This is a genomic window from Actinophytocola glycyrrhizae (assembly GCF_042653545.1).
Classification (GTDB): domain Bacteria; phylum Actinomycetota; class Actinomycetes; order Mycobacteriales; family Pseudonocardiaceae; genus Actinophytocola; species Actinophytocola glycyrrhizae.
Genome location: NZ_JBHSIS010000006.1, coordinates 718,107 through 740,803, shown reverse-complemented (window position 1 = coordinate 740,803; position 22,697 = coordinate 718,107). Strand labels below are relative to the sequence as shown.

Here is a 22,697-nt window from a genome sequence, read left to right as displayed (position 1 = left end):
CTGCGCCACCGTCGGGGTTGCGCAGGCAGAGCCCCGCTTCGCGGGGTGCGGGCGCGTAGCGCCGGGGGTTTGGTGCTGTGAGAGGCGCGTTGAAGGCGTGGCAGTGCCCTGAAAGGCGCGTTCAGGGCGCTGGGCGTCCTGAATGGCCCATTGACGGCACTTGTTGTGCCGTGAGCGCGACTTCACGGTACCGGCCCGCCCTGCGGGGGCCGTCGGGCGCGGTGCCGTGCGCTGCGCGGCCAGTCGTCACGGACTTTGCCGGAGCCTCGGGGCCGGGGTGGGTTGCGTTCCTGACGGTTCGCGAAGTCCTGGGCGACGCTTTCGGGGCGTGGTGCCCGTGCCTCGTGCCGGGTGGTCAGCGGTTGGCGAGGCCGTCCACTCGTAGTGTCGTCGACGGGTCTCGGTGGGTGCCGGTGCTGCCGACGTGCTTGTCGCTGATCTCGGTGCCGTTCTTCAGTACGTGGAAGAACGCCATACCGTGGCCGCGGCCGAGGTCGTAGTCGGTCTTCAGCCACTCGAGGACCACGCTTGCCTTCGTGGTCGCGTCGTAGCCGTGGGCGCTCGCCTCGGCCAGCAGTTCGGCCGGGGTCTTGCCGGTCTTCTTCTCGATGGTGTCGAGGTATGCCTGGAAGGACATGGTCGCTCTCCCGTCTGTCGTGTGGGCTGCCGTCAGCTTACGACAACTTTTGCTGTCCGGACAAGTTTTGTTTTCGGCTGTCCGGAGACGGGAGCACCAGGCCGAGTGCCTGAGTCAGGCGCCGACGTACTCCGCGAGGTGCTCGCCGGTCAGGGTGGAGCGGTCCGCGACGAGGTCGGCCGGGGTGCCCTCGAAGACGATCTTCCCGCCGTCGTGGCCGGCGCCGGGACCGAGGTCGATGATCCAGTCCGCGTGCGCCATGACCGCCTGGTGGTGCTCGATGACGATCACCGACTTGCCCGCGTCGACCAGCCGGTCGAGCAGACCGAGCAGGTTCTCGACGTCGGCCAGGTGCAGGCCCGTGGTCGGCTCGTCCAGGACGTACACGCCGCCCTTGTCGCCCAGGTGGGTCGCGAGCTTGAGCCGCTGCCGCTCGCCGCCGGACAGCGTGGTGAGCGGCTGGCCGATGGTGAGGTAGCCGAGGCCGACGTCGGCGAGCCGTTCGAGGATCCTGTGCGCGGCCGGGAGCTTCGCCTCGCCGTCGCGGAAGAACTCCTCGGCCTCCGTCACCGACATCGCGAGCACCTCGCTGATGTCGCGGCCGCCGAACTTGTAGTCCAGCACCAGCGCGTCGAACCGCTTGCCCTCGCACACCTCACAGGTGGTGGACATGCCCGCCATCATCCCGAGGTCGGTGTAGATGACCCCGGCCCCGTTGCAGTTGGGGCACGCGCCTTCGGAGTTCGCGCTGAACAGTGCCGGCTTCACGCCGTTGGCCTTGGCGAACGCCTTGCGGATCGGCTCCAGCAGCCCGGTGTAGGTCGCGGGGTTGCTGCGCCGCGAGCCGCGGATCGGGGCCTGGTCGACCGCCACCACACCGTCCTGGGTGGCCACCGAGCCGTGGATCAGCGAGCTCTTGCCCGACCCGGCCACGCCGGTGACGACCACCAGCACGCCGAGCGGGATGTCGACATCCACGTCCTGCAGGTTGTTCGTCGCCGCGCCGCGGATCGCCAGCCTGTCCGACGGTTCGCGCACGGTCTCCTTGAGCAGGACCCGGTCGTCGAGGTGGCGGCCGGTGACGGTGTCGCTCTTGCGCAGCCCGTCGACGGTGCCCTCGAAGCAGACGGAACCACCCGCCGTGCCCGCGCCGGGGCCGAGGTCGACGACGTGGTCGGCGATCGCGATCGCCTCCGGCTTGTGCTCGACCATCAGCACGGTGTTGCCCTTGTCCCGCAAGCGGAGCAGCAGGTCGTTCATGCGTGCGATGTCGTGCGGGTGCAGCCCGATCGTCGGCTCGTCGAAGACGTAGGTGACGTCGGTGAGCGACGACCCGAGGTGGCGGATCATCTTGGTGCGCTGCGCCTCGCCACCGGACAGCGTGCCCGCCGGCCGCTCCAGCGACAGGTAGCCGAGCCCGATCTCGACGAACGAGTCCAGGGTGTGCCCGAGCGCGTCCAGCAGCGGCTTGACCGTCGGCTCGTCCAGGCCGCGCACCCAGTCGGCCAGGTCGGAGATCTGCATCCGGCACGCGTCGGCGATGCTGATCCCGGCGATCTTCGACGACCGCGCGCCCTCGGTCAGGCGGGTGCCGTCGCACTCCGGGCAGACCTGGAAGGTCACCACCCGCTCCACGAACGCGCGGATGTGCGGCTGCATCGCGTCGACGTCCTTGGACAGCATCGACTTCTGGATCGTCGGGACCAGCCCGGAGTAGGTCAGGTTGATGCCGTCGACCTTGATCTTGGTCGGTTCCTTGTAGAGCAGGTCGTTCAGCTGCTTCTTCGTGTACTTCTTGATCGGCTTGTCCGGGTCGAAGAAGCCGCTGCCGCGGAAGATCCGCCCGTACCAGCCGTCCATGCTGTAGCCGGGGATGGTGACCGCGCCCTCGTTGAGCGACTTGTTCTCGTCGTAGAGCTGGGTCAGGTCGAAGTCGTTGACCTTGCCGCGGCCCTCGCAGCGCGGGCACATGCCGCCGGTGATGCTGAAGCTGCGGCGCTCCTTCACCTGCCGTCCGGCCTTCTCGATGGTGACCGCGCCAGCGCCGCTGATCGACTCGACGTTGAACGAGAACGCCTGCGGCCCGCCGAGGTGCGGCTTGCCCAGCCTGCTGAACAGGATGCGCAGCATCGCGTTCGCGTCGGTGGCGGTGCCGACGGTGGAGCGCGGGTCGGCGCCCATCCGCTGCTGGTCGACGATGATCGCGGTGGTCAGCCCGTCGAGGATGTCCACGTCCGGCCGCGCCAGCGTCGGCATGAAGCCCTGGATGAACGTGCTGTAGGTCTCGTTGATCATCCGCTGCGACTCCGCGGCGATCGTGCTGAACACCAGGGAGCTCTTGCCGGAGCCGGAGACGCCGGTGAACACCGTCAGCCTGCGCTTCGGGATCTCGATGCTGACGTCCTTGAGGTTGTTCTCCCGGGCGCCGTGCACGCGGATCAGGTCGTGGCTGTCAGCGCGGTGCCGGGCAGCCGGCTGCGCGTCCGCCCTCTTGGCCTTGCTCATCGTGTCTCCAATTTCCGGGCGGTGCCGCAAGCGGTCGGGTCAGCGAAGTTCCTGGATGCGCAACAGGTTGCCCGCCGGGTCCCGGAAGGCGCAGTCGCGGACGCCGTAGGGCTGGTCGGTCGGTTCCTGCACGACCTCGGCGTCGGCCGCCTGCAGCCGTTCGAAGGTGGCGTCGAGGTCCTTGGTGGCGAGGTTGAGGCCCGCGAAGGTGCCCTTGGCCATCATCGCGGTGATCACGTTGCGCTCCTCCTCGGTGATCCCGGGGTCCGCGGCCGGCGGGTGCAGGACGACGCCCGTGTCCGGCTGACCGGCCGGGCCCACCGTGATCCAGTGCATGTCGCCGTACTCGACGTGGGTGCGGACCTCGAACCCGAGCGTGTCGCGGTAGAAGGCGAGGGAGGCCTCGTGGTCGAGGTGGGGCAGGTAAGACTGGTGAATGGTGATGTCCATGCCGGTCACACTAGGTACCGGCCGTGGTCCGCGCTTCTCGATTCCTGACCGGTCGCGTCACCTTCTTCGCGACGCACGGCGCCATGCCCGCGGTCGCCAGTGCCGCCTGGTTCCGGTAGGCGCTGGGCGGTATTCCGACCAGCTCTGCGAAGCGGGTGCTGAAGGTGCCGAGCGACGAGCAGCCGACCGCGAAGCAGACCTCGGTGACGCTGAGGTCACCGCGGCGCAGCAAGGCCATCGCGCGCTCGATGCGCCGCGTCATGAGGTACGAGTACGGTGACTCACCGTAGGCGAGCCGGAACTCGCGGCTGAGGTGGCCAGCCGACATGTTCACGCCGCGCGCGAGCGCCTCGACGTCCAGCGGCTGCGCGTACTCCCGGTCGATCCGGTCCCGGACCCGGCGCAGCAGCGCGAGGTCACGCAGCCGCTGCGCGTCGACGGGTCTGCTGGTCACGTGCGCGATGGTGCCACATCAGGCGGGCCTGGGTGACGGTGTCCATGCCACTGGGCCAACGCGCCAGTCGTGCTTTCGGTGTTTCGTCGGGTGCCCGCGAGTCGAACGCGGTGTCTCCTGAGTCCAAGTCAGGTGGGTTGCCGTCTCCCCCGCACCCGTGGTGTCACGCCCATCTCCGCACCGCGGCCAGGTGCGCCGACCCCAGCCCCTGCCTGGGGTCGACGTGGCACAGCAGGGTGGGTGCGCCTGCCCGCAGCCGCGTGAACTCCGCCGCGCCCGCGTGCTCGTCGTGTTCGTCGTCGAACCACGCCAGTGCTCTGCCCGCCGCGAACTCGGCGACGCCACGCCACTTCCACCCCTGGTCGAAGTCCGGGAACTCGATCACCGGCAGCTCGGGCAGCCCGATCGCCGGGCCGATGTGGTCGTTCGCCTCGTGCTGCCACGTCGTGGCCCACGCCAGTTCGAGACCCGTCTCCGCCGCGAGCGCGAGGAGTTGCGTGCCGTGGCCTGGGTTCAGCCACACCCGCAGACCCTTGACCCGCCGCGCGTCCCGGCCCGTGTGCCAGCCGCCGGACGGTGTACGGCGGTAGGTCGTGTAGCCCTCGGGCCTGCGGGTCTTGTTCGCCGCGTACGGGTTCAGCGGTCCGTCGACGTCGAGCAGCAGCAGGCCGCCGGTCATCGCCTCCCTCCTTTCTCTCGTTCTCGGAGCACCCCCGGCAGGACTTGAACCTGCGGCCTCGCCGTTCGTAGCGGCGCGCTCTCTCCTGCTGAGCTACAGGGGCTCGCGTACCCCCAGCCGGACTCGAACCGGCGACCCGCGGCGTCGGAGGCCGCTGCTCTGTCCACTGAGCTACAGGGGTGGGAACAACTTTCGAAAAGCACCGGCGGGAGGAGTCGAACCCCCTGGCCGCGGGTTTGGAATCCGCGCCGCTGCCACAGCTCGCCGATTTGTAAAAGGGTACGGCAAACAAAAGAGCCGCCCTTTCCGGAATTCCGGTGAGCGGCTCCCTCGGGTACCTACAGGTAGGTCACGGTGGGGAGCCTGGCTGCCATTCACGCAGCTCACACGGTCGTACACAGGGCACGACGCGGCTGCGGAAGATCCGCCGCGGTCGCTGCCGACTGTGCGTCATGACTGCTCCTCTGATCGGTGTCGAAAACCATGGTGGCGCATTGCGTGGGCGGCGTCAACGAATTTATCGAGAATTGCCGGGTCGCCCTGGCAAATGAGCGCATTGACGCGTTCGTTACAGTGGCTCACGCAGCGCTACCGACCAACGGGACGGATGATCATGCCGCGGCTGGTTTTCGAGGAGCCCAAGGGCGGTCCAGCGAAGCCGGAGTCCGCCAGGCACCGCAAGGAGACGAAGCGCGACAACGTCGTCGTGGTGCTGAAGGCCGCGACCTTCGCGCTCGTCATCGCCCTGTTCGGTGCCGGCATCCTGTTGGCCACGGCCGGTGGCGCGGACGAACGGGAGGCTTCCGCGCCGCCCGTGCCCGAGATCGAGGCGAGCACCTCGCCTGCCCCGCCGACCACCACGACGCCGCTCGCCAACATCGTGGCGCCCGAGGTCCGCAGCCAGACCGCGGTGATCACGCCGCCTCCGCCGCCCCCGCCGACGACCACCGAGTCGGTGCCGCCGCGGGCCGAGCGGCCCCCGGGGCGGAGTGAGCGGTTCGAGGTCGTCGGCCGCCAGTGCGACACGCCGGGGGCTTACGCCTTCACGGAGCGCTACGAACCGGTGGTGTGTGCGCGACGTCCCAACGGCAAGGCCGTCTGGCGCCGCGTCTTCGGATAGGTCCAGACCAATCCGGTGGGTAACCGATTGGCTGCCGAAAGCCACGCATTCCGCCGGTGTTCGACCGTTCGGGCTAATTGATCTGTGCTCCGCGCACATTTGACAGCGCTTACGTTGCCGGTTTTCCGATACCTGTTATCGCGTGGGCGGAAATTTACCGAAACAGCTATTTGACTCGCTGACGCTGGGTGTTTACCGTTCCCGGCGGGGTCCGGGGGTACGTGTGGCGGCGTCCGTTCGTGCACGTTGGGAACGCCGGAAGGAAAGCGGGCCGCGGTGAAGAAGACGTCCATACGGCGCAGCCGAGCCCTGTCCATTCGGACTCGCGTGCTGACGCTGGCGCTGGTGCCCTGCATCGTATTCCTGTTCGCCGGTGTCGCGGGCGCCGGGTATTTGATCTTCGACGCCGCGCAGACCCGGAATTACTTCCAGCTCGCCAGCGAGGCGCAACGGCAGTCGCTGCCATTGATCGTTTCACTACAGGAAGAGCGTCGCCTCACGTTGCGTCGTCTCGCGAGTTTCGGCACCTTCCAGTCGGACCTGATCAAACAGCGCGGCCGCACCGACGCGCTCGCGGGCGGCGCGACCGCCAGCCTCGCCGAGCTGTCGGCGAGCGCACCGGACTCGGTGGCGCGCGCGGTCCGCTCCTTCACCGAGCTGATGGGCGAGCTGCCCGCGATGCGTGCCCGCGTCGACGGCGGCCAGGTCTCCATCTCCGAGTCGTTCTCCCTCTACAACGACATCATCGACCAGTTCATCGACGGCACGAAGGGCCTCGCGCAGTTCGCGCCCGACGCCGAGATCGCCTACCTCCAGCTGGTCGTCGCGCCGCTGCTCACCAGCGCCGACCTCATGCAGCGCTCGGACGCCCTCGCCGCGGCGAACCTGGTCGGCGGCGGCCTCACCGACGCCGACTTCGCCACCTACCAGGGCCAGGTCAGCTCCTACCACCTGCAGATCGAGTCGACGATCCCGCTCGCGGAGGCGGACGTCCAGGCGCAGTACCGCAAGCTCACCGGGTCGCCGCCGTGGCTGCGGCTGATGTCGGTCGAGGAGGTGCTGCTGCGCGGCGACATCAACCTCCCGATCAGCGAGGACATGTGGCGGGCCGCCGCGAGCGACGTCGGCGAGGCGCTGATGACGATGGTGCAGACGCAGAGCAGGCACACCAACGACCTCGCGCTGTCGAAGGTCAACACCACGTTCGCCCAGTCGATCGTCGCCGGCGTGCTGGTGCTGGCACTCGTGGTCGGCGTGTTCCTGTTCGCGCTGCGGCTGTCCAGGCGGCTCATCGAGCGGCTGGTCCGCCTGCGGTCGGAGACCCTCGAACTCGCCGAGAAGCGCCTGCCGGAGCTGGTCGAGAAGGTGCGGTCCGGCACCGACGTGAGCGTCGATGACGAGGTCCGGTTGCGCGACTACGGCGCCGACGAGATCGGCGAGGTCGCGGACGCGTTCAACAAGGCGCAGCAGACCGCGGTCGCGGCGGCCGTGCAGGAGGCGAAGACCCGCGAGGGCACCAACAAGGTGTTCCTCAACATCGCCCACCGCAGCCAGGTCATCGTGCACCGCCAGCTGAAGACGCTCGACGAGGCGGAGCGCGGGCAGGAGGACCCCGAGCAGCTCGAGCTGTTGTTCCAGCTCGACCACCTGACCACCCGCCAGCGCCGCAACGCGGAGAACCTGATCATCCTCGGCGGCGGCCAGCCGGGCCGCCGCTGGCGCAACCCGGTCAGCATCGCCGAGATCGTGCGCGGCGCGGCCGCGGAGACCGAGGACTTCGCGCGGGTCAAGACGGCCAAGCTGCCCGCGCTCACCGTGATCGGCCCGGTCGTCGGCGACCTCGTGCACCTGCTCGCCGAGCTGATCGACAACGCCACCACGTTCTCGCCGCCGGAGGCGCGGGTGGAGGTGCGCGGCAACGTCGTCGGCCGGGGTGTGGTCCTCGAGATCGAGGACCAGGGCCTCGGTATCGAACCGGCCCGCGCGGACGATTTCAACAACATGCTGGCCAACCCGCCGGACTTCGGCATCATGGCGCTGTCCAGCGAGCCGCGCCTCGGGTTGTTCGTGGTCGCGCGGCTCGCGGCCCGCCACGGCATCTCGGTCACGGTGCGTGAGTCGGCGTACGGCGGGACCAGGGCCATCGTGCTGGTCCGCAACGAGCTGCTCGGCCAGGAGGCCGCCGTGCCGCAGGACGGCAAGGCAGCCGAGCAGGAGCGGTGGCCGGAGAGCCAGCCCGCCGAGGACAGGACCGAGACGAACCTGTCCCCGGTGGACCTGCGCGTCACCAACGGCGACCACGCGGCGCCGGGCTCGGCGGTGCGCCTGACGATCCCCGGCTCGGTCAGCCTGCCGGACCTGCCGCCGCTGCCGGTGGTGGAGCCGCGACCGGGCGAGGACCTGTTCCGCCCGCAGCGGCCCGTCGACGCCGACCACGAGCCGAGCCAGCCGCCGCGCCAGCAGCGTCAGCCCAGGCACAGCGAACCGGAGACCAGCGAGCCGTCGTCGAAGCGGGACCCGGCCGATGACAGGCCACCGCTGCCGAAGCGGTCGGCGCGTGCGGAGCACGAGTCGAGCCAGGTCGTGCGCCGCGAGCCGCGGCACGCCGAACGCAACGGCGAGCCCCGGAAAGAACCACCCCAACCCGTCGAGCTGCGGCAGGTCGCTCCGGAGATCAACAAACCGGCACCAAGGGACGGCGACACCCGCGCCAAGGCCCAACCGCGGCCGCAGGTCACCGGGATGGCTCCCGGCAGACCGCCGCTGCCGCAGCGCCGCCGCCAGCAGAACCTGGCGCCGCAACTGCGGGAGGACACGCCGCCTGCCTGGCCGCAGCAGCAGGCCACCGGGACGGAGCACAATCGGGAGGAGACCCCGGAACAGGCACGCAGCCGGCTGGCCGCGTTCCAGGCGGGCACACGGCGCGGCAGGGACGAGCCGGTACCCGGGGAGACGTTGAACGGGAACGACAGTGTGGGGAGCACGCGCAATGGCCAACACAGCGGTGAATGAGCTCGACTGGTTGCTCGACGAGCTGGTCAAGCGTGTCGCGGGCGTGGACCGGGCCGTGGTGCTCTCGGCGGACGGCCTGCTGATCGGCCGGTCGGCCAACCTGACGACCGGTGACGCGGAGCACCTGTCCGCGGTCGCGTCGGCGTTCCAGAGCCTCGCGCGCGGCACCGGACGGCACTTCGGTGGCGGGCAGGTGCGCCAGACACTGGTCGAGATGGACCACGCGTTCCTGTTCGTCACCGCGGCCGGGCACGGCGCCTGCCTCGCGCTGCTCGCGACGGAGAACGCCGACGTGGGCATGATCGCCTACGAGATGAACATGATGGTCAAGCGCGTCGGCGCGGTCCTCACCGCGAAGCCGCGAGAGTTCATGGAGCGGCCGGTGCCATGAGACAGGCGGACGAGGAGTGGTTCGACGAGGCAGCCGGGCCCCTGGTCCGGCCCTACGCGATGACCGGCGGGCGCACCCGTTCGGACACGCTCGGCCTCGACCTGATCACGCTCGTCGTCGCGATGTACTCCGCCGCCGAGGTCGACGTCGAACCGGAGTACGCGGGCATCCTGTCCGCCTGCCAGCACCCGACCTCGGTCGTGGAGGTGGCGGCGAAGGTGGACCTACCGCTGCAGGTGGTGAAGGTCCTGCTGAGCGACCTCATCAGCCAGCGACTGATCATCTTCCGCTCACCGGTCGCACCAGGCGCCGAAACCCCAAGCCAACACGTCCTCCAGGCGGTCCTCGATGGCATACGAAAACTCTGACCGGTCGGCGCGAGCCACCAAGATCGTCATCGCGGGCGGCTTCGGTGTCGGCAAGACGACGATGGTCGGCTCGGTCAGCGAGATCGCGCCGCTGCGCACCGAGGAGCTGATCACCGAGGCCTCCGAGGGCGTCGACGACCTGTCGGGGGTCGAGCAGAAGCGCACCACCACGGTCGCGCTGGACTTCGGCCGCATCACCATCAGCCAGGAGCTGATCCTGTACCTGTTCGGCACCCCGGGCCAGGACCGCTTCTGGTTCATGTGGGACGAGCTGGCCCGCGGCGCGATCGGCGCGGTCGTGCTGGCCGACACGCGACGGCTCGACAGCTGCTTCGGGGCGGTCGACTTCTTCGAGCGGCGCGGGCTGCCGTTCGTGGTGGGCGTCAACTGCTTCGACAACTCCTACCGCTACGGCACCGAGGAGGTCCGCGGTGCCCTCGACCTGGACGACCACGTGCCGGTGCTCCTGTGCGACGCCCGTGAGCGCGACTCGACCAAGCAGGTGCTGATCGCGTTGCTGCAACACGCGATGGCGGAGGCCCGCCTGGCCGCGGCCCCCTGAAAGACCCCCGTTCGGGCCCGCCCCCACACCCCCGCCGGGCGGGCACCCCCAGGGTTGGACAGATGCCCTGAAAGGCGCGTTCAGGGCGCTGGGTGCCCTGAACGCGCCTTTCAGGGCACCAACTAGTCGAGCTCACGGCCATGCCCGCGGATCTACTCGCGGAAACTCCGGGCCGCCCGATCTTGTGCGGTCGTCACGACATGACACGCGCCGTAGCCTTCCGCCCGGGAGACGACCCGTCCGCCCGCGATCCGGATGGCCACTTCCGTGGTGTCGCTCACCGCAGGGACACCCGCGGTAGCGGCCAATGCGCCGGTGCCGTCGCACGCCACTCGCAGCCGCGGCCACGCGTACTCCGGGAACGCCTGCCGGAGGCAGCCGGTCAGCTCCGCCACGGCCAGCCGCGCCAGCGGGATCTGCTCGCGCGGCGACCCCGACACGAGCACCGCCGTCACCGCGGCGTCCGGCGGCGCGGCCCGCACCGCGTGTTCCACGGCAGCCGCGCGGTGGAGGCCCAGCACGGCCACGATCCCGTCCTCGGCGGGCGTGAAGTCCTGTGCCCGCACCGAGTCCCACGCGGCCGGGGGTGACCAGGCCGCGTCCACCGCGCGCACCTGCGTGGTGAACGGCAGCTCCGGCCACCCGTCCTCGACGTCCAGGTACGCGAGCTGCTCGCACGCGCTCACCACGTTGAACGGCTCGACGAACCCGGGTGCCGCCGCCGCCAGCTGGCTCGCGCCGTGCAGGGCCGTCAGCACCGTCTCCGCGACGCGCACCAGCCGCCCGTCGGGCCGCAGCCGCTCCAGCGCCAGCCCCAGCAGTACCGCGTCGAGCGCCATCAGCTGCGCGTAGGACTGCCGGATCGTCTCGTCGGCCATGACCTCGGGCAGCACGTCCATGCCGAGGCGGGCCGTCTCCGCGCTCGTCGGCAGCCGGGCGAGCCACGTCCGTGCCAGCGCCGCGAGCGCGTCTCCCGTGGTGCGGCCCGGTGCGGGGGCCGGTGCCGCCGCCGGTGCGCGTTCGGCCAGGTCCGCCAGCACCGCGAAGTACAGCGCCCGCTTGCCGGGGAAGTTCGAGTAGACCGCGCCCCTGGTCAGCTCCGCGCGCTCCGCGACGACGTCGATCTTGGTCTCGCGGTACCCGCGCTCGGCGAACTCGTCCCGCGCCGCGGCCAGCACCCTGGTGCGGTTGCGCTCCTGTGTCTCCGCTCGGGTCAGGCGGCTCATGGTTGACAAGATATCGTCACCATTCAGATGATGAGATCATATGATCCGAACATATGGAGTGGACATGCACGAGGTCGACCTCACCGATCCCGCCGTCATCGCCGACCCGTTCACCGCCTACCAGCACGCCCGCGAGGCGGGCCCGGTGGCGCGGCTGAGCATCCCCGGCATGCCGATGTGGGCACTGACCAGGCACGAGGACGCACGCGCCTTCCTCACCGACCCGCGGTTCACCATCCGGGCCGCGAGCTTCGCGGGCATCCCCGGCGTGCCGGACGAGTACCGGCGGTACCTGCGGACCATGTCCGAGATGGACGGCCCCGACCACCTGCGGCTGCGCAGGCTCGCCGCACCCGCGTTCACCGCACGCCGCGCGCAGGCCGACCGGGCGGTCGTCGAACCGGTCGTCGAGAAGCTCGTCGCGGGCCTGCCAGGGGAGTTCGACCTGCTGCGTGACTTCGCGAAGCCGCTGCCCATGCTCGTGATCTGCGAGCTGGTCGGCATCCCGGAGGCGGACCGCGCCGACTGGGTCGAGTGGGGCGCGGTCATCGCGTCCGGCGACGTCGGCAGGCTCGGCGAGGCCATCCCCGGCATCGTCGAGGGGGCCAAGTCGGTGGTCGCGGCCCGCCCCGAGACCGGTCTGCTCGCCGACCTGATCCGCGCGGAGGACCGCATGACCGACACCGAACTGGTGACGCTCGTGTGGCACATCGTCCTCGCGGGGCAGACCCCGGCGAACCTGATCGCGAACGCGGTCGCCGAGCTGTGGACCAGGCCGGACGTCCTCGCCGAGCTGCGGGCCGACCCGGACCTGCTGCCCGGCGCGGTCGACGAGCTGATGCGCTGGTGCGGCCCGCAGCTGCTGACCGTGCCGAGGTTCGCGGGCGAGGACGTCGACCTGTGCGGGGTGCGCGTCGGGGCGGGGGAGCCGGTGACGGTCGCGATCGCGGCCGCCAACCGCGACCCGGCCGTCTTCGCCGACCCGGACCGGTTCGACGTCCGCCGCGGCGCCGCGACCCAGCTCGGCTTCGGCCACGGCCCGCACTTCTGCCTCGGCGCCGCACACGCCCGCGTGCAGACGGAGGTCGCGCTCGCCGCCCTTCTCGGCCGCGACCTGGCGTTGGCCGGTGAACCGGTGCGGGCCCCGGACCCGGGAACGTGGCGGCTGACGGAGCTCCCGGCACGCCTGGGCGTGTGAGCGACGGTGTTTGGGGGTAAGTCGGGCTTCTGACCGACAGGAGGTTCGAGTCCATGATCCTGCGCCGGATCGCACGTCCGATGCTCGCGGCCGTCTTCGTCTCCGGCGGCATCGAGACGCTGCGCAATCCCCAGCCCCGTGTCGAAACCGCCGAACCAGCCGTGGACAAGGCAACAGACCAGGTCCTCGACAAGCTCCCCGACCAGGCACTCGACAAGGTCCCGGACAAGGTCCTCGAACGGGTGCCGACCGACACCGAGAGCCTGGTCAAGATCAACGCCGCCGCACAGATCGGTGCCGGGATCGCACTGGCCCTCGGCAAGTTCCCGCGCCTGTCCGCGCTGGTGCTGGCGGGCAGCGTCGTACCGACCACGTTCACGAGCCACCGCTACTGGGAGAAGGAGGACTCCGGGGAGCGCGCCCAGCAGCAGGTCCAGTTCTTCAAGAACGTGAGCCTGCTCGGCGGTCTCCTCCTCGCCGCGGTCGACACCCACGGCAAACCGTCCGCCGCGTGGCGGGCCAAGCACGCCGCCAAGGTCGCCGCGAACTCGGCCCGCGGCACCGCCAGCTCGGCTCGCGACACCGTCAGCTCAGTCCTGCCCGGCTGACCGCGGCACACACCGCGAGCGCATGCGACGAAACAACACCGGCGGGCAACGCCCACCGGGCCCCGCAGGGCCGGTCCGGTGCCGTGAATGGGCCGTTCAGGGCGCTGAGCGCCCTGAACGGCCCATTCAGGGCATTGCCAACGCCGTCAGCGCTAGGTGCGCGGTGGGGCCGGTAGCTGCCAGCGGCGGGTGATCGCCAGTACGCGCAGCACGGTCCCGGCGGCGGCGCCGCCGATCGCGGCCGGGACCGGTGGCAGGCCCAGCGCCACCGCCACCGGCGCGGCCACCCCGGACTCCCTGGCGATCAGCGCCCCGACCACCGCGAACGCGCTGACCCCCAGCGCGTCCAGGAACAGCAGTGCCTGCCGCCGCCGGGGACCGGCACCGACGAACCACACCAGCGTGGCCGCGCCGACGCAGACGTACAGGTAGCCGGGGTTGTGCAGCCAGAACACGGTCCTCTCCAGCAGCAGGTCGCGCAACGTGCCGCCGCCGACCCCCGCCACCGAGGCCAGCAGCGCCGCCGACACCAGGTCGAGCCGCCGGTCCCGCGCCGCGATCGTGCTGACCATGGCGAACGTCGCGACACCGATGTAGTCGAGGACAGCGGTCAACACCACGGCGGCAGTCTCACATGGACGGTGCCGGGCAGTACAGCGGGCGGCGCCGGGTCACTGGTCGCGTCGCTTGCGGCGGGTGAACAGGAGCAGCCCCAGTCCCAGCGCCAGCACGACCACGCCCGCGACGACCATCTCGGTCACCGCCGTCACGCCGGTCCACGCCAGGCCACCGCTGGCCTGCGGGGCCGGAGCGGGTGCGGACGCGGGCACTGGTGCGGGGCCGGCGGTGGTCACCGTGACCGGGGCCGACGTGATCTTCTCGCCGGACGGGGTGGTGCCGGTCGCCGTCGCCGTCGCGGTGACCGGGCCCGATGCCGGGTACGTGGTCCGGCACGTCGTGGTTTCGCCAGGGGCCAGCGCCACCGGGGCGCACGTCAGCGTTGCCGGGGTCAGTACCGGCACCACCTCGGTGAGTGTCACGTTGCCGCTGTTGGTGGTCGTCACCGTGTACGTCAGCAGGTTGCCCGCCTTCGCCACCTTGTTCGTGACCGTCAGGCCCGGCTCCTGCGCCACCTTCGTCACCACCGAACTGGGCTCGGCGCGGACCGGTTCGCCCCACGGGGCGGTGGCCGTCGCGACCACCGCGGTCAGCACGAAGCCGCGGTCGGTGTCCGCCTGGGTGATCGGGTGGGTGCCTTCGCAGGTCAGCGACTCGCCTGGGGCCAGCGCCACGGGCGTGCAGTCCACTGTGGTCACTTCGTGCAGGGTGACGGTGCCGGTGTTGGTCACCGCCACCGTGTACGTCACGGTCCTGCCGTCGGATGTCGCGCGGGTGGTCGCCGTCAGTTCCGGCACGCTGCTCACGTCCGTGGCCGCCGTCGCCGGGGTGGTCGTCACCGCACCGGCCGGGGTGACGCCCCGCGCGGTGGCGGTGAGCGTCACCGGGGCGTTCCTGTCCACGTCCGCCTGCGTCACCGGGTAGGTGGCCGTGCACTCCGTCGACGAGCCCGCCGGGAGCCGGGGCTCCGCGCACGTGAACCCGTCGAGACCGACCTCGGTGAGGGTGACCGTGCCGTCGTTGGTGAGCGTCGCCGTGTACCGCAGCTCGTCGCCCGTGTCGGTCAGCCCGTTGTCGTCGACGTCGACGACCACAGTGGACACCCGAGGGGAAAGCGTTGCCACGACGGGGATCTCGGTCGTCGCCGCCACCTCCGCCGACGTGACCGGGCCGGTCACCGCCGTGCCGGTCGCCGACGCGACATGGGTGACCGCGCCGCGGTCGGCGTCCTCGGTGGACACCGGGTAGGTGCCGGTGCACGTCTGGACCTCTTCGGGCGCCAGGGTTTCCGGTGCGCACGCCAGGAACGGCAACGCCGTCACCACGCCGGTCACGGTCACGGTGCCGGTGTTGGTCGCCGTGACCGTGTAGTGCAGCAGGTCGCCGCGGTCGGGCCGGCCGCTGCCGTCGACGTCCTCGACCGACGTCACCGTGTTGGTCACCGCCAGCTCCGCGACCTGCGTCAACGGTGTCGCCGCGCGGGCAGTGGGGGCGTTCACCGGCTTGCCGTCCGGGGTCGTCGCGGACGCGTTCGCCACCGCCGCCACCGTGCCGGTTTCCATGTCCCCGGCCGTGATCACGTGCGTGCTCGCGCACGACGCCGACTCCCCGATGACCAACGCGGTGGTCGTGCAGCCGCCGGTGAGGGCCACGGAGTGCAGCACAGCGCCGCCGGTGTTGGTGGCCGTCGCCGTGTAGTGGATCGTGTCGCCGCGGTCGGTGCGGCCGTCCGCGTCGGTGTCGGTGACCGCCGCGTCCAGCGTGAGTGTCATGCCTGGCACCGGGTTCAGCTTCGTGGTGCGGGACGCGGTCGCCCTCAGCGCGGTGCCGCCCGCCGAGGTCGCCGTCGCCACCGACGTGATCGTGAAGCCGCGTGCGGTGACGTCGGCCGCGGTCAGCGTGTGCCGCGTCGTGCAGGTGAGCGTCTCGCCGGGGGCCAGCGCACCCGGCCGCTCGCACGTGAGCGGCAGCGTCAGCGCGCCGAGCCGGGTGGTCACCGCCACGCCGTTCACGGGGACACCGCCGTCGTTGTGGACGGTCACCGCGTAGTCGATCTGGTCGCCGATGTCCTGGCGCCCGTTGCCGTTGCTGTCGAGTACGTCCGAGCCGGTGTCGGTCGCCGTCAGCAGTTCCGGGCTGATCACGACCCGCCCGTCGCCACCAGTCCCGAACGTCACCGCGTCGGCCAGCGGACCGGCGCACGAACTGCCGCCGCCACCACCGGCACCGGCCTGGTTCACGCCACCCTGGCCGCTTCCGCCGCCACGGCACCCGCCGCCACCACCGCCACCACCAGCGCCGGTGCGGCCGCGGCCCGGCCTTCCGTTGTCGCCGAGCCCGGTCGCCCGGACCCCGCCACGGCCCGCCGCCGCCGGGCGCGGGCCAGGACCCGCTTCGCCCGCCTCGCCGGTCCGGCTGCCGGAACCGCCTGCGCCACCGGCGTTTCCAGCGCAGTCGCCGCCCGCGCCGCCGCCACCGCCCGCCTCGACGATCACCTGGTCGAAGTCGCCGGTCAGCACCGCGCTGCTGCCGCCGCCCGGGGCACCGTCCGCACAGGACCCGTCCACGGACGCGCCGCCGCTGCCGCCCCAGTGGTAGCCGGCACCGCCCGCGCACCCGGTGAGCACACCGAGCAACTGGCCGGGTTCGACCGCGACGGTGGCCTCGACGACACCGCCGGAGCCGCCGCCCTCGGCACGGACCAGCACACTCGTCACGCCCGAGGGCACCACGTAGTCGAGTGCCGCGCCGTCCGCGCACCCGAACACGCGCGGTGCCGCCGCGGCGTCAGCGGTGGTGGCGGTGCCGAGGGAAACCACACCCGCGGCGAGCAGCGCCACGGCAGCCAGGGAAGACCTGCGAATCATCAACACACCCAATGCGAACTCGAGACCGCTGGTCCCGAGTGTTCGACCCCCGACAGTCAGTGACGACGGTGGCCAGCGGTGTGCAGTGCAACGTGGAAGATCTTGCCATGTCCGTCAATTTCCGAACCGTGTCTTGACATCGGGCCTCCGGTTCCGATTGTGTGCTCACGCCAGGTCGGGATGTAACACAAGTCACCCACGCCGGAAGTCAGGCGGACATGATGGGCAGTGGGACCCCGGGGACGCGTGAGCGCGCCTCCACGAGATGGCGCATCGACAACTGGAGCCTGCGGACGAAAGTGGCCGCGGTACTGCTGTTGCCCGCCGTCATCGCGCTCGTGCTCGGTGCGGTCCGGGTCCAGTCGAGACTGGACGAAGCCAACCGGCTGAGCACGATCCGCGACCAGATGGCGGTGCTCGGCCAGTCACTGGCCCTCGCCGACCTCGTCGTCGACGAGATGGTCACCGCCGTGATCAACGACCGGGCCGAGCGGCCCCGGCTGCGGGCCCAGCGGGCCGCCGTCGACCGGCAGGTCGTGACCGTGCGCGAGGCGGTGGACTTCGCGCGCCTGCCCGCCGAGGTCGACCGGACGCTGTCCGACGCGCTCGGCCGCCTCGCCGCGGTCCGCGTGCAGACCAGCAACGACGTCGGCGACCCCGTCACGGACCTCGCCGCGTACCAGGAGGTCGTCAACGGCCTCACCGAGCTGGTGCCCGGCGTGGTCGAGGTCGCGCAGAGCGGTGACCTCGACGATCTGTCCACTTCGGTCCGTTCGCTGCTGTTGCTGCGCTCCTCGCTCGCCGCGGAGGAGGCGCTGGTCCGGCACGCGACCGCGCCGGGCAACCGGGGCATCGCGGCCGCCGCGCAGCAGTCGGCCGCCGAGGAGCGGGTGCTCGGCGAGCAGTTGCAGCTCGACCTGCCGGACTCGGCCGCGGTCGAGTTCGCCGCCGCGACCGACACCGCGCCCGCGCGCCGGGCCGCGTTGCAGCAGGCGGTGGTCGACCCGGCGTCGGTCGACCTGCGGGACCTGCTGCCGAACCTGCGTGGCGAGACCGAACGGGTCCGGGACCTGTCGAAGAACCTCGTCACCTCACTCGGTGACACGGTCGCCGCCCGCACCAGCGACGCCAGGTCGGCGGCATTGCGGGACGCGGCCATCGTGATCGCCGCGCTGCTCACCGCGCTGGCCGTGGCACTGGTCGTCGCGCGGTCGCTGCTGTCGCCGGTGCGCAGGCTGCGCCAGGCCGCGCTGCACGCCGCGCGTGAGCAGCTGCCGAGGACCGTCGAGCGCGTGCGTGCCGGTGAACAGGTCGACTGGACCTCCGTGCAGGCCGTCCCGGTGTACGGCACGGAGGAGATCGGTCAGCTCGCCAGGGCGTTCGACGACATGCACACGCAGGCCGTGCGGCTCGCCGGTGAACAGGCCGAGCTGCGCAGGCAGGTCAGCGACATGTTCATGACGCTGTCCCGGCGCAGCCAGACTCTCGTCGAGTCGCAGCTGGAGGTGATCGAGGGTCTCGAGGCCGACGAGCAGGACCCGCGCAGGCTCGCCGGGCTGTTCCGGCTCGACCACCTCGCCACCCGCCTGCGCCGCAACGGCGAGAACCTCCAGGTGCTCGCGGGCGGCTCGCCCGCGCGGCGCGACACCTCGCCGGTGTCCGTCGTGGAACTGTTGCGGGCGGCCACCTCCGAGGTCGACGACTACCGCCGCGTCACGCTCGCGCACGCGCCGACCGGCTCGGTCCGCGCGGTCGCCGCCGCCGACGTCGTGCACATCCTCTCGGAGCTGCTGGAGAACGCGACCCGGTTCTCGCCGCCGGACCGCAAGGTCGTGCTGTCCGCGGACCGCGGCGCCGACGGGGGCCTGCTGTTCGAGGTCGTCGACGCCGGTCTTGGCATGGCACCCGACGACATCGCGACCGCGAACGAACGGCTCGCGTCGAGCGACGCCGTCGACCCGGAGACCACCCGCCGCATGGGCCTGTACGTGGTCAGCAGGCTCGCGGCCCGGCACGGCGTGACCGTGCGGCTGCGGCCCACGTTCGAGCGCGCGTCCAGGGCGGGCATCACCGCGAGCATCCACGTGCCCGGCACGCTGGTGATCGCCGGGACCACCCCGGAGAGCATGGTCGCCACCACGCTGACCGCGACCGTGCCCCCGCGCAAGGAGATCGCCGCCGCCGAACCGGAACCCGAGCCCGAGCCCGAGCCCGCACCGCAACCCGCCGGGTCCAGCTGGTTCACCGAGGAGACCGGGGAACCCGATCAGAACCAGTGGCTCGCCTCGGCGGTCCCCGCCGCACCACGACCACCGGCCACCACGGCGAACGGCCTGCCGGTCCGCACGCCGGGCGCGCGTGCCCTGCCCGAGGAACGGGAGCAGCCCGGCACGCACACCGGCTTCCGGGACCCGGAGTCGATCCGGAACAACCTCTCGCGGCACTACGACGGCGTGCTGGCCGCCCGCCGTGCCCGTGCGGAACCCGGGTCCGCGGGATGAACAACGAGGGGAAAGCACACGAGATGACAGACGCATCGACGGCGACCGAGTCGTCGCTCGGCTGGCTGGTCACCGCGTTCACCCAGGAGGTGCCGGGAGTCGCGCACGCGGTGCTGGTGTCCGCGGACGGCCTGCTGGTCGCGGCCAGCGACGGCCTGCCCCGCGACCGCGCGGACCAGATGTCGGCGCTCACCGCGGGCCTCACCAGCCTGACGGTCGGCGCGGCGCAGCTGTTCACGGCCGGCCGCGTCGTGCAGTCGGTGATCGAGATGGAGGGCGGGTTCCTGCTGCTGATGAGCGTCGGCGACGGCTCGCACCTCGCGGTGATCGCCGCGGCGGGCTGCGACATCGGGCTCGTCGGGTACGAGATGACGCTGCTGGTCGACCGGGTCGGCCGCATGGTCGACACGCCCGTCCGCGGGGCGCCGGAGCAGGGCTGAGGCACACGTGGGTGAGGGTGATGACCGCGGTCCGGCGCTGGCGCGCCCGTACTCGTGGACCGAGGGGCGCACACAACCCGCCGTCGACATCGCGATCGAGGCACGGGTGGTGACCACACCGGCAGGCCGGGACCTGCCGCCGATGCTGACGAGCGCGGCGTGGACGATCACGCAGCTCTGCCTGCAACCGCGGTCGGTCGCCGAGCTCGGCGCGTACCTCGCGGTGCCGCTCGGGGTGGTGAAGGTGCTGGTCGCCGACCTCGTCGCCGAGGGACTGGTGCACGTCGAGGCCACTCTCGCCCACGACGCGGACGACGCGGAGCGGCGCGAGCTGATCGAGAGGGTCCTGAGTGGACTACGGGCGAAGTAGGCGCATCACGTCGGCCAAGATCGTGGTGGCAGGCGGTTTCGGGGTCGGGAAGACCACGTTCGTCGGCGCCATGTCGGAGATCACCCCGCTGCGCACCGAGGCGCTGATGACGAGTGCGAGCGTTGGCGTCGACGAGTTGTCGGCGGTGCCGAACAAGCTCGCGACCACCGTCGCGATGGACTTCGGCAGGCTCACGCTGACGGGCGACCTCGTGCTGTACGTGTTCGGCACCCCGGGCCAGCAGCGGTTCTGGTTCATGTGGGACGACATCGTGCAGGGCGCGATCGCCGCCGTGGTGCTGGTGGACACCCGCCGCCTCGCGGACGGCTTCTCCTCCATCGACTACTTCGAGTCGCGCCGCATCCCGTTCCTGGTCGCGGTCAACGAGTTCGACGGCACCCGCCGGTTCACCGTCGACGAGGTCCGCGAGGCGCTCCAGATCGCGCAGGACGTCCGGATCATCCCCTGCGACGCCCGCTCCCGGGAGTCGGCGAAGGGCGTGCTGATCGCCGCGAGCGAGCACGCGCTGTCCACTGTGGACGCACGGCTGCCCGCCCGCCGGTACTGAGAGGTCTTCGATGGTCAACCACTTCGAGATGGGTGTGTGGCTGCTGTTCCTGGCCTACGCCACCTCGTTCACCGGCGCCACGATCGGGCTGGCGTGCACCGTGCGGTCCCGGCGGACGGAGACGAACACCGTGCGCATGGCGTGGCTGGTGCTCGCGTCGCTGTCGATCGGCGGGGTCGGCATCTGGCTGATGCACTTCATCGCGCTGCTCGGCTTCGGCACCCCCGGCTCCCCGGTCCGCTTCGAGGTCGGCAGGACGCTGCTGTCGGCGGTGCTCGCCGTGGCCGCGGTGTTCGGCGGGCTCCTCGTGCTGGGGACGCGGTTCGTGCCGTGGCGGCTCGGGATCGCCGGGCTGGTCACCGGTCTCGCGGTGATCCTCATGCACTACACCGGCATGTGGGCGATCAGCGTGAAGGGCACGACCAGCTACGACGCCGGTCTGGTCGTGCTGTCCGTGGTGATCGCGGTACTGGCGGCGACGGCCGCGCTGTGGTGCGCGGTGGCGGTGGACCGGCTGTCGACGCGGCTGCTCGCGGGCGCGGTGCTCGGGGTCGCGTCGACCGGCATGCACTACGTGGGCATGGCGGCGTTGTCGGTCCGGCTCGACCCCGCGGCCCCCGACCCGGCAGGGGTCGAGGTGTTCAGCTTCCTGTTCCCGGTGTTCGTGCTCGCGGCCGCGGCACTGGCACTGCCGATCGTGGCGATCCTCACCACGAGCCACGACGACGACAGTCCGGTGGATGTGCCGCCACGTAGCCCGGGACGCACAATGGCGGTGTGACAGACGATGGCGGCGAGTCGGTGTGCTGGCTCGCCAGGGTGTGCCCGGACTGCGGCGCACTGGCCGACGACGACCCGCCGACGACGTGCCCCCGCTGCGGTGAGCCCATCCGGGTACCGGAGGACTGACGGGTTGGCGTTGTGGGTTTGTCCTCGCCGGACGGGCAGGTCTCGGGGATGGCAGGGAGCCCCTATGGGTGGGCTTGCGCCACCGTCAGGGTTGCGTGGGCTGGGGCCCGCTTCGCGGGCCCGCGGCGCGCAGCGCCCGGGCTTGGTGCTGTGAAAGGCGCGTTCACGGCGTCCGGGATGCCGTCAATGGGCCGTTCACGGCGCTCAACGCCGTCAATGTGCCATTGACGACACCGGTTGTGCCGTGAACGCGCCTTTCACGGCATCGGCCCAGCCCCGTCGGGCGACCGCAGGGGTGTGAGGGGCGTGCCTGATGACGGGTTCCTACGCCAAGTCACTTCACGTGATCTTCACGGAATCAATCATCTAGTCCCAGCGGGCGCCGTAGGTGAAGCCGCGGGACAGGTCGGCGAACGTCAGGCGGACCTCGCCCGCGCCGTCGACGGGCACCGGTGCCGCGTCGCCGGGGAGGCGGGACACCTGGCGGGGCTGGCGGCCGCGGTCGAAGCGGACGCGTAGTTCGAGGAAGTCGCACCGGCGGCCGGGTACGTGCACGAGCTGCCGTGGCCGTACCGGCAGCCGGGTCCGCAGCGCGAACTCGTGGGCCTCGCCCGCCCGCAGCGGCGTGGCCAGCGTGAGCTTCCCGGCCCGCAGCGTGCCCCCGTACGCCACCGCCACGTCCCGGCCCGGTGGCACCGGCAGGTCGAGTTCGGTCACCTCCTGCGCCGCCACCACCCGGTGGTGTTCGAGCACCTCGGGCACCGCGCGGTCGAGCATCGCGATCACCCGCGTCTCCGCCGTGTGCCAGCCCGACCTGGGGTGCACACCGGCACGCAGTGGCGTGCACGCGAGCTGGGCCAGCTGGTGGATGCCCTCGTCGATGCGGCGCCGCGCGGTGCGTGGTTCGCGGTCGATGTGGTCCGCGAGCCACCCGACCCGGTCCTGGTACAGCGGGTGCCGGGCGGCGGGGAGCATGCCGAACGCGGCCAGCACCGCGACGCGCAGGTCGTCGGGCAGGTCGGCGGCGAGGCGGGCGACCCGGCGCCCGATGCGGTAGCGGACCTCGCCGGGGTCGTCCCGCTCGGTCACGCCGCACAGTTCGCGCAGCGTGTGCCCGACGCGGTCGGCGACGTCCGCCCGGAACAGGCCCCGGCCCTTGCGCAGCGCCTTGAGGTCACCGACCAGTTCGGCCTGTGTGGCCATCGTGTCTCTCC

At 71.4% G+C, this 22,697-nt stretch carries 22 protein-coding genes and 2 tRNA genes; 13 read left to right on the top strand and 11 right to left on the bottom strand.

Translation table 11 applies throughout. From position 1 onward, the window contains the following. Window positions 1-355: 355 nt before the first annotated feature. From ACFPCV_RS14200 to ACFPCV_RS14170, 7 genes are all read right to left on the bottom strand, one after another. A complete protein-coding gene (locus ACFPCV_RS14200; protein WP_378056585.1) occupies window positions 356-637 on the bottom strand; it encodes a DUF4287 domain-containing protein in 282 nt (93 codons plus the stop codon). A gap of 114 nt (window positions 638-751) precedes the next feature. Further along, the gene (locus ACFPCV_RS14195; RefSeq protein ID WP_378056584.1) at window positions 752-3,142 is read right to left on the bottom strand and encodes an ATP-binding cassette domain-containing protein; all 2,391 of its coding nucleotides are present in this window, start codon (window positions 3,140-3,142) and stop codon (window positions 752-754) included. Between the two features lie 39 nt (window positions 3,143-3,181). Beyond that, window positions 3,182-3,592 carry a VOC family protein gene (locus ACFPCV_RS14190; RefSeq protein ID WP_378056583.1) on the bottom strand — a complete coding sequence of 137 codons (411 nt, stop codon included), beginning with the start codon at window positions 3,590-3,592 and terminating at the stop codon, window positions 3,182-3,184. A 10-nt stretch (window positions 3,593-3,602) separates the two neighbouring features. Continuing rightward, window positions 3,603-4,046: a helix-turn-helix transcriptional regulator gene (locus ACFPCV_RS14185; protein WP_378056582.1), complete on the bottom strand. Its 444-nt coding sequence runs from the start codon at window positions 4,044-4,046 to the stop codon at window positions 3,603-3,605. 163 nt (window positions 4,047-4,209) lie between these two features. Beyond that, a complete protein-coding gene (locus ACFPCV_RS14180; protein WP_378056581.1) occupies window positions 4,210-4,725 on the bottom strand; it encodes a hypothetical protein in 516 nt (171 codons plus the stop codon). 29 nt (window positions 4,726-4,754) lie between these two features. Then, window positions 4,755-4,828 (bottom strand) — tRNA-Arg (locus ACFPCV_RS14175). Between the two features lie 5 nt (window positions 4,829-4,833). Then, window positions 4,834-4,906: transfer RNA gene (locus ACFPCV_RS14170), tRNA-Arg, on the bottom strand. 432 nt (window positions 4,907-5,338) lie between these two features. Between ACFPCV_RS14170 and ACFPCV_RS14165 the strand changes: the two genes are divergently transcribed. From ACFPCV_RS14165 to ACFPCV_RS14145, 5 genes are all read left to right on the top strand, one after another. Beyond that, window positions 5,339-5,845: a hypothetical protein gene (locus ACFPCV_RS14165; protein ID WP_378056580.1), complete on the top strand. Its 507-nt coding sequence runs from the start codon at window positions 5,339-5,341 to the stop codon at window positions 5,843-5,845. 345 nt (window positions 5,846-6,190) lie between these two features. Then, window positions 6,191-8,857 (top strand): nitrate- and nitrite sensing domain-containing protein, encoded by a 2,667-nt coding sequence (locus ACFPCV_RS14160; RefSeq protein ID WP_378056579.1) that lies wholly within the window; start codon window positions 6,191-6,193, stop codon window positions 8,855-8,857. Then, the gene (locus ACFPCV_RS14155) at window positions 8,835-9,248 is read left to right on the top strand and encodes a roadblock/LC7 domain-containing protein (RefSeq protein WP_378056578.1); all 414 of its coding nucleotides are present in this window, start codon (window positions 8,835-8,837) and stop codon (window positions 9,246-9,248) included. The genes ACFPCV_RS14160 and ACFPCV_RS14155 overlap by 23 nt, the downstream gene beginning before the upstream one ends. Continuing rightward, window positions 9,245-9,616, top strand: coding sequence for a DUF742 domain-containing protein (locus ACFPCV_RS14150; protein WP_378056577.1), 372 nt, complete (start codon window positions 9,245-9,247; stop codon window positions 9,614-9,616). Before ACFPCV_RS14155 ends, ACFPCV_RS14150 begins: the two co-directional genes overlap by 4 nt. Further along, a complete protein-coding gene (locus tag ACFPCV_RS14145; RefSeq protein WP_378056576.1) occupies window positions 9,597-10,178 on the top strand; it encodes a GTP-binding protein in 582 nt (193 codons plus the stop codon). Before ACFPCV_RS14150 ends, ACFPCV_RS14145 begins: the two co-directional genes overlap by 20 nt. 152 nt (window positions 10,179-10,330) lie before the next feature. Here the strand turns inward: ACFPCV_RS14145 and ACFPCV_RS14140 are convergent, their stop codons facing one another. Continuing rightward, on the bottom strand, window positions 10,331-11,404 hold the full coding sequence (locus ACFPCV_RS14140) for a TetR/AcrR family transcriptional regulator (RefSeq protein WP_378056575.1): 1,074 nt from the start codon (window positions 11,402-11,404) through the stop codon (window positions 10,331-10,333). A gap of 64 nt (window positions 11,405-11,468) precedes the next feature. Here ACFPCV_RS14140 and ACFPCV_RS14135 point away from each other — a divergent pair, with 64 nt between their 5' ends. Both ACFPCV_RS14135 and ACFPCV_RS14130 read left to right on the top strand, forming a co-directional pair. Further along, a complete protein-coding gene (locus ACFPCV_RS14135) occupies window positions 11,469-12,602 on the top strand; it encodes a cytochrome P450 (RefSeq protein ID WP_378056574.1) in 1,134 nt (377 codons plus the stop codon). 53 nt (window positions 12,603-12,655) lie between these two features. Then, window positions 12,656-13,210 (top strand): DoxX family membrane protein, encoded by a 555-nt coding sequence (locus ACFPCV_RS14130; protein ID WP_378056573.1) that lies wholly within the window; start codon window positions 12,656-12,658, stop codon window positions 13,208-13,210. A gap of 152 nt (window positions 13,211-13,362) precedes the next feature. Here ACFPCV_RS14130 and ACFPCV_RS14125 read toward each other — a convergent pair whose 3' ends face one another. Both ACFPCV_RS14125 and ACFPCV_RS14120 read right to left on the bottom strand, forming a co-directional pair. Next, entirely contained in the window at window positions 13,363-13,830 is a 468-nt protein-coding gene (locus ACFPCV_RS14125) for a trimeric intracellular cation channel family protein (protein WP_378056572.1), read from the bottom strand. 51 nt (window positions 13,831-13,881) lie between these two features. Beyond that, window positions 13,882-16,695, bottom strand: a complete 2,814-nt coding sequence (locus ACFPCV_RS14120) for a DUF7507 domain-containing protein (protein ID WP_378056571.1) — start codon at window positions 16,693-16,695, stop codon at window positions 13,882-13,884. 299 nt (window positions 16,696-16,994) lie between these two features. Between ACFPCV_RS14120 and ACFPCV_RS14115 the strand changes: the two genes are divergently transcribed. From ACFPCV_RS14115 to ACFPCV_RS14090, 6 genes are read left to right on the top strand one after another with little or no spacing between them, the layout of a single operon-like run. After that, window positions 16,995-19,196 carry a sensor histidine kinase gene (locus ACFPCV_RS14115; protein WP_378056570.1) on the top strand — a complete coding sequence of 734 codons (2,202 nt, stop codon included), beginning with the start codon at window positions 16,995-16,997 and terminating at the stop codon, window positions 19,194-19,196. A gap of 23 nt (window positions 19,197-19,219) precedes the next feature. Further along, window positions 19,220-19,636, top strand: coding sequence for a roadblock/LC7 domain-containing protein (locus ACFPCV_RS14110; protein ID WP_378056569.1), 417 nt, complete (start codon window positions 19,220-19,222; stop codon window positions 19,634-19,636). 7 nt (window positions 19,637-19,643) lie between these two features. Then, entirely contained in the window at window positions 19,644-20,006 is a 363-nt protein-coding gene (locus ACFPCV_RS14105) for a DUF742 domain-containing protein (RefSeq protein ID WP_378056568.1), read from the top strand. Then, complete coding sequence (locus ACFPCV_RS14100; protein WP_378056567.1) at window positions 19,987-20,574, top strand: GTP-binding protein; 588 nt, start codon at window positions 19,987-19,989, stop codon at window positions 20,572-20,574. Before ACFPCV_RS14105 ends, ACFPCV_RS14100 begins: the two co-directional genes overlap by 20 nt. Before the next feature lie 10 nt (window positions 20,575-20,584). Beyond that, window positions 20,585-21,355 (top strand): MHYT domain-containing protein, encoded by a 771-nt coding sequence (locus ACFPCV_RS14095; protein WP_378056566.1) that lies wholly within the window; start codon window positions 20,585-20,587, stop codon window positions 21,353-21,355. Then, window positions 21,352-21,483 (top strand): DUF8122 domain-containing protein, encoded by a 132-nt coding sequence (locus ACFPCV_RS14090; protein ID WP_378056565.1) that lies wholly within the window; start codon window positions 21,352-21,354, stop codon window positions 21,481-21,483. Before ACFPCV_RS14095 ends, ACFPCV_RS14090 begins: the two co-directional genes overlap by 4 nt. A gap of 366 nt (window positions 21,484-21,849) precedes the next feature. Here the strand turns inward: ACFPCV_RS14090 and ACFPCV_RS14085 are convergent, their stop codons facing one another. Further along, window positions 21,850-22,686, bottom strand: a complete 837-nt coding sequence (locus tag ACFPCV_RS14085; RefSeq protein ID WP_378056564.1) for a hypothetical protein — start codon at window positions 22,684-22,686, stop codon at window positions 21,850-21,852. Window positions 22,687-22,697: the final 11 nt, after the last annotated feature.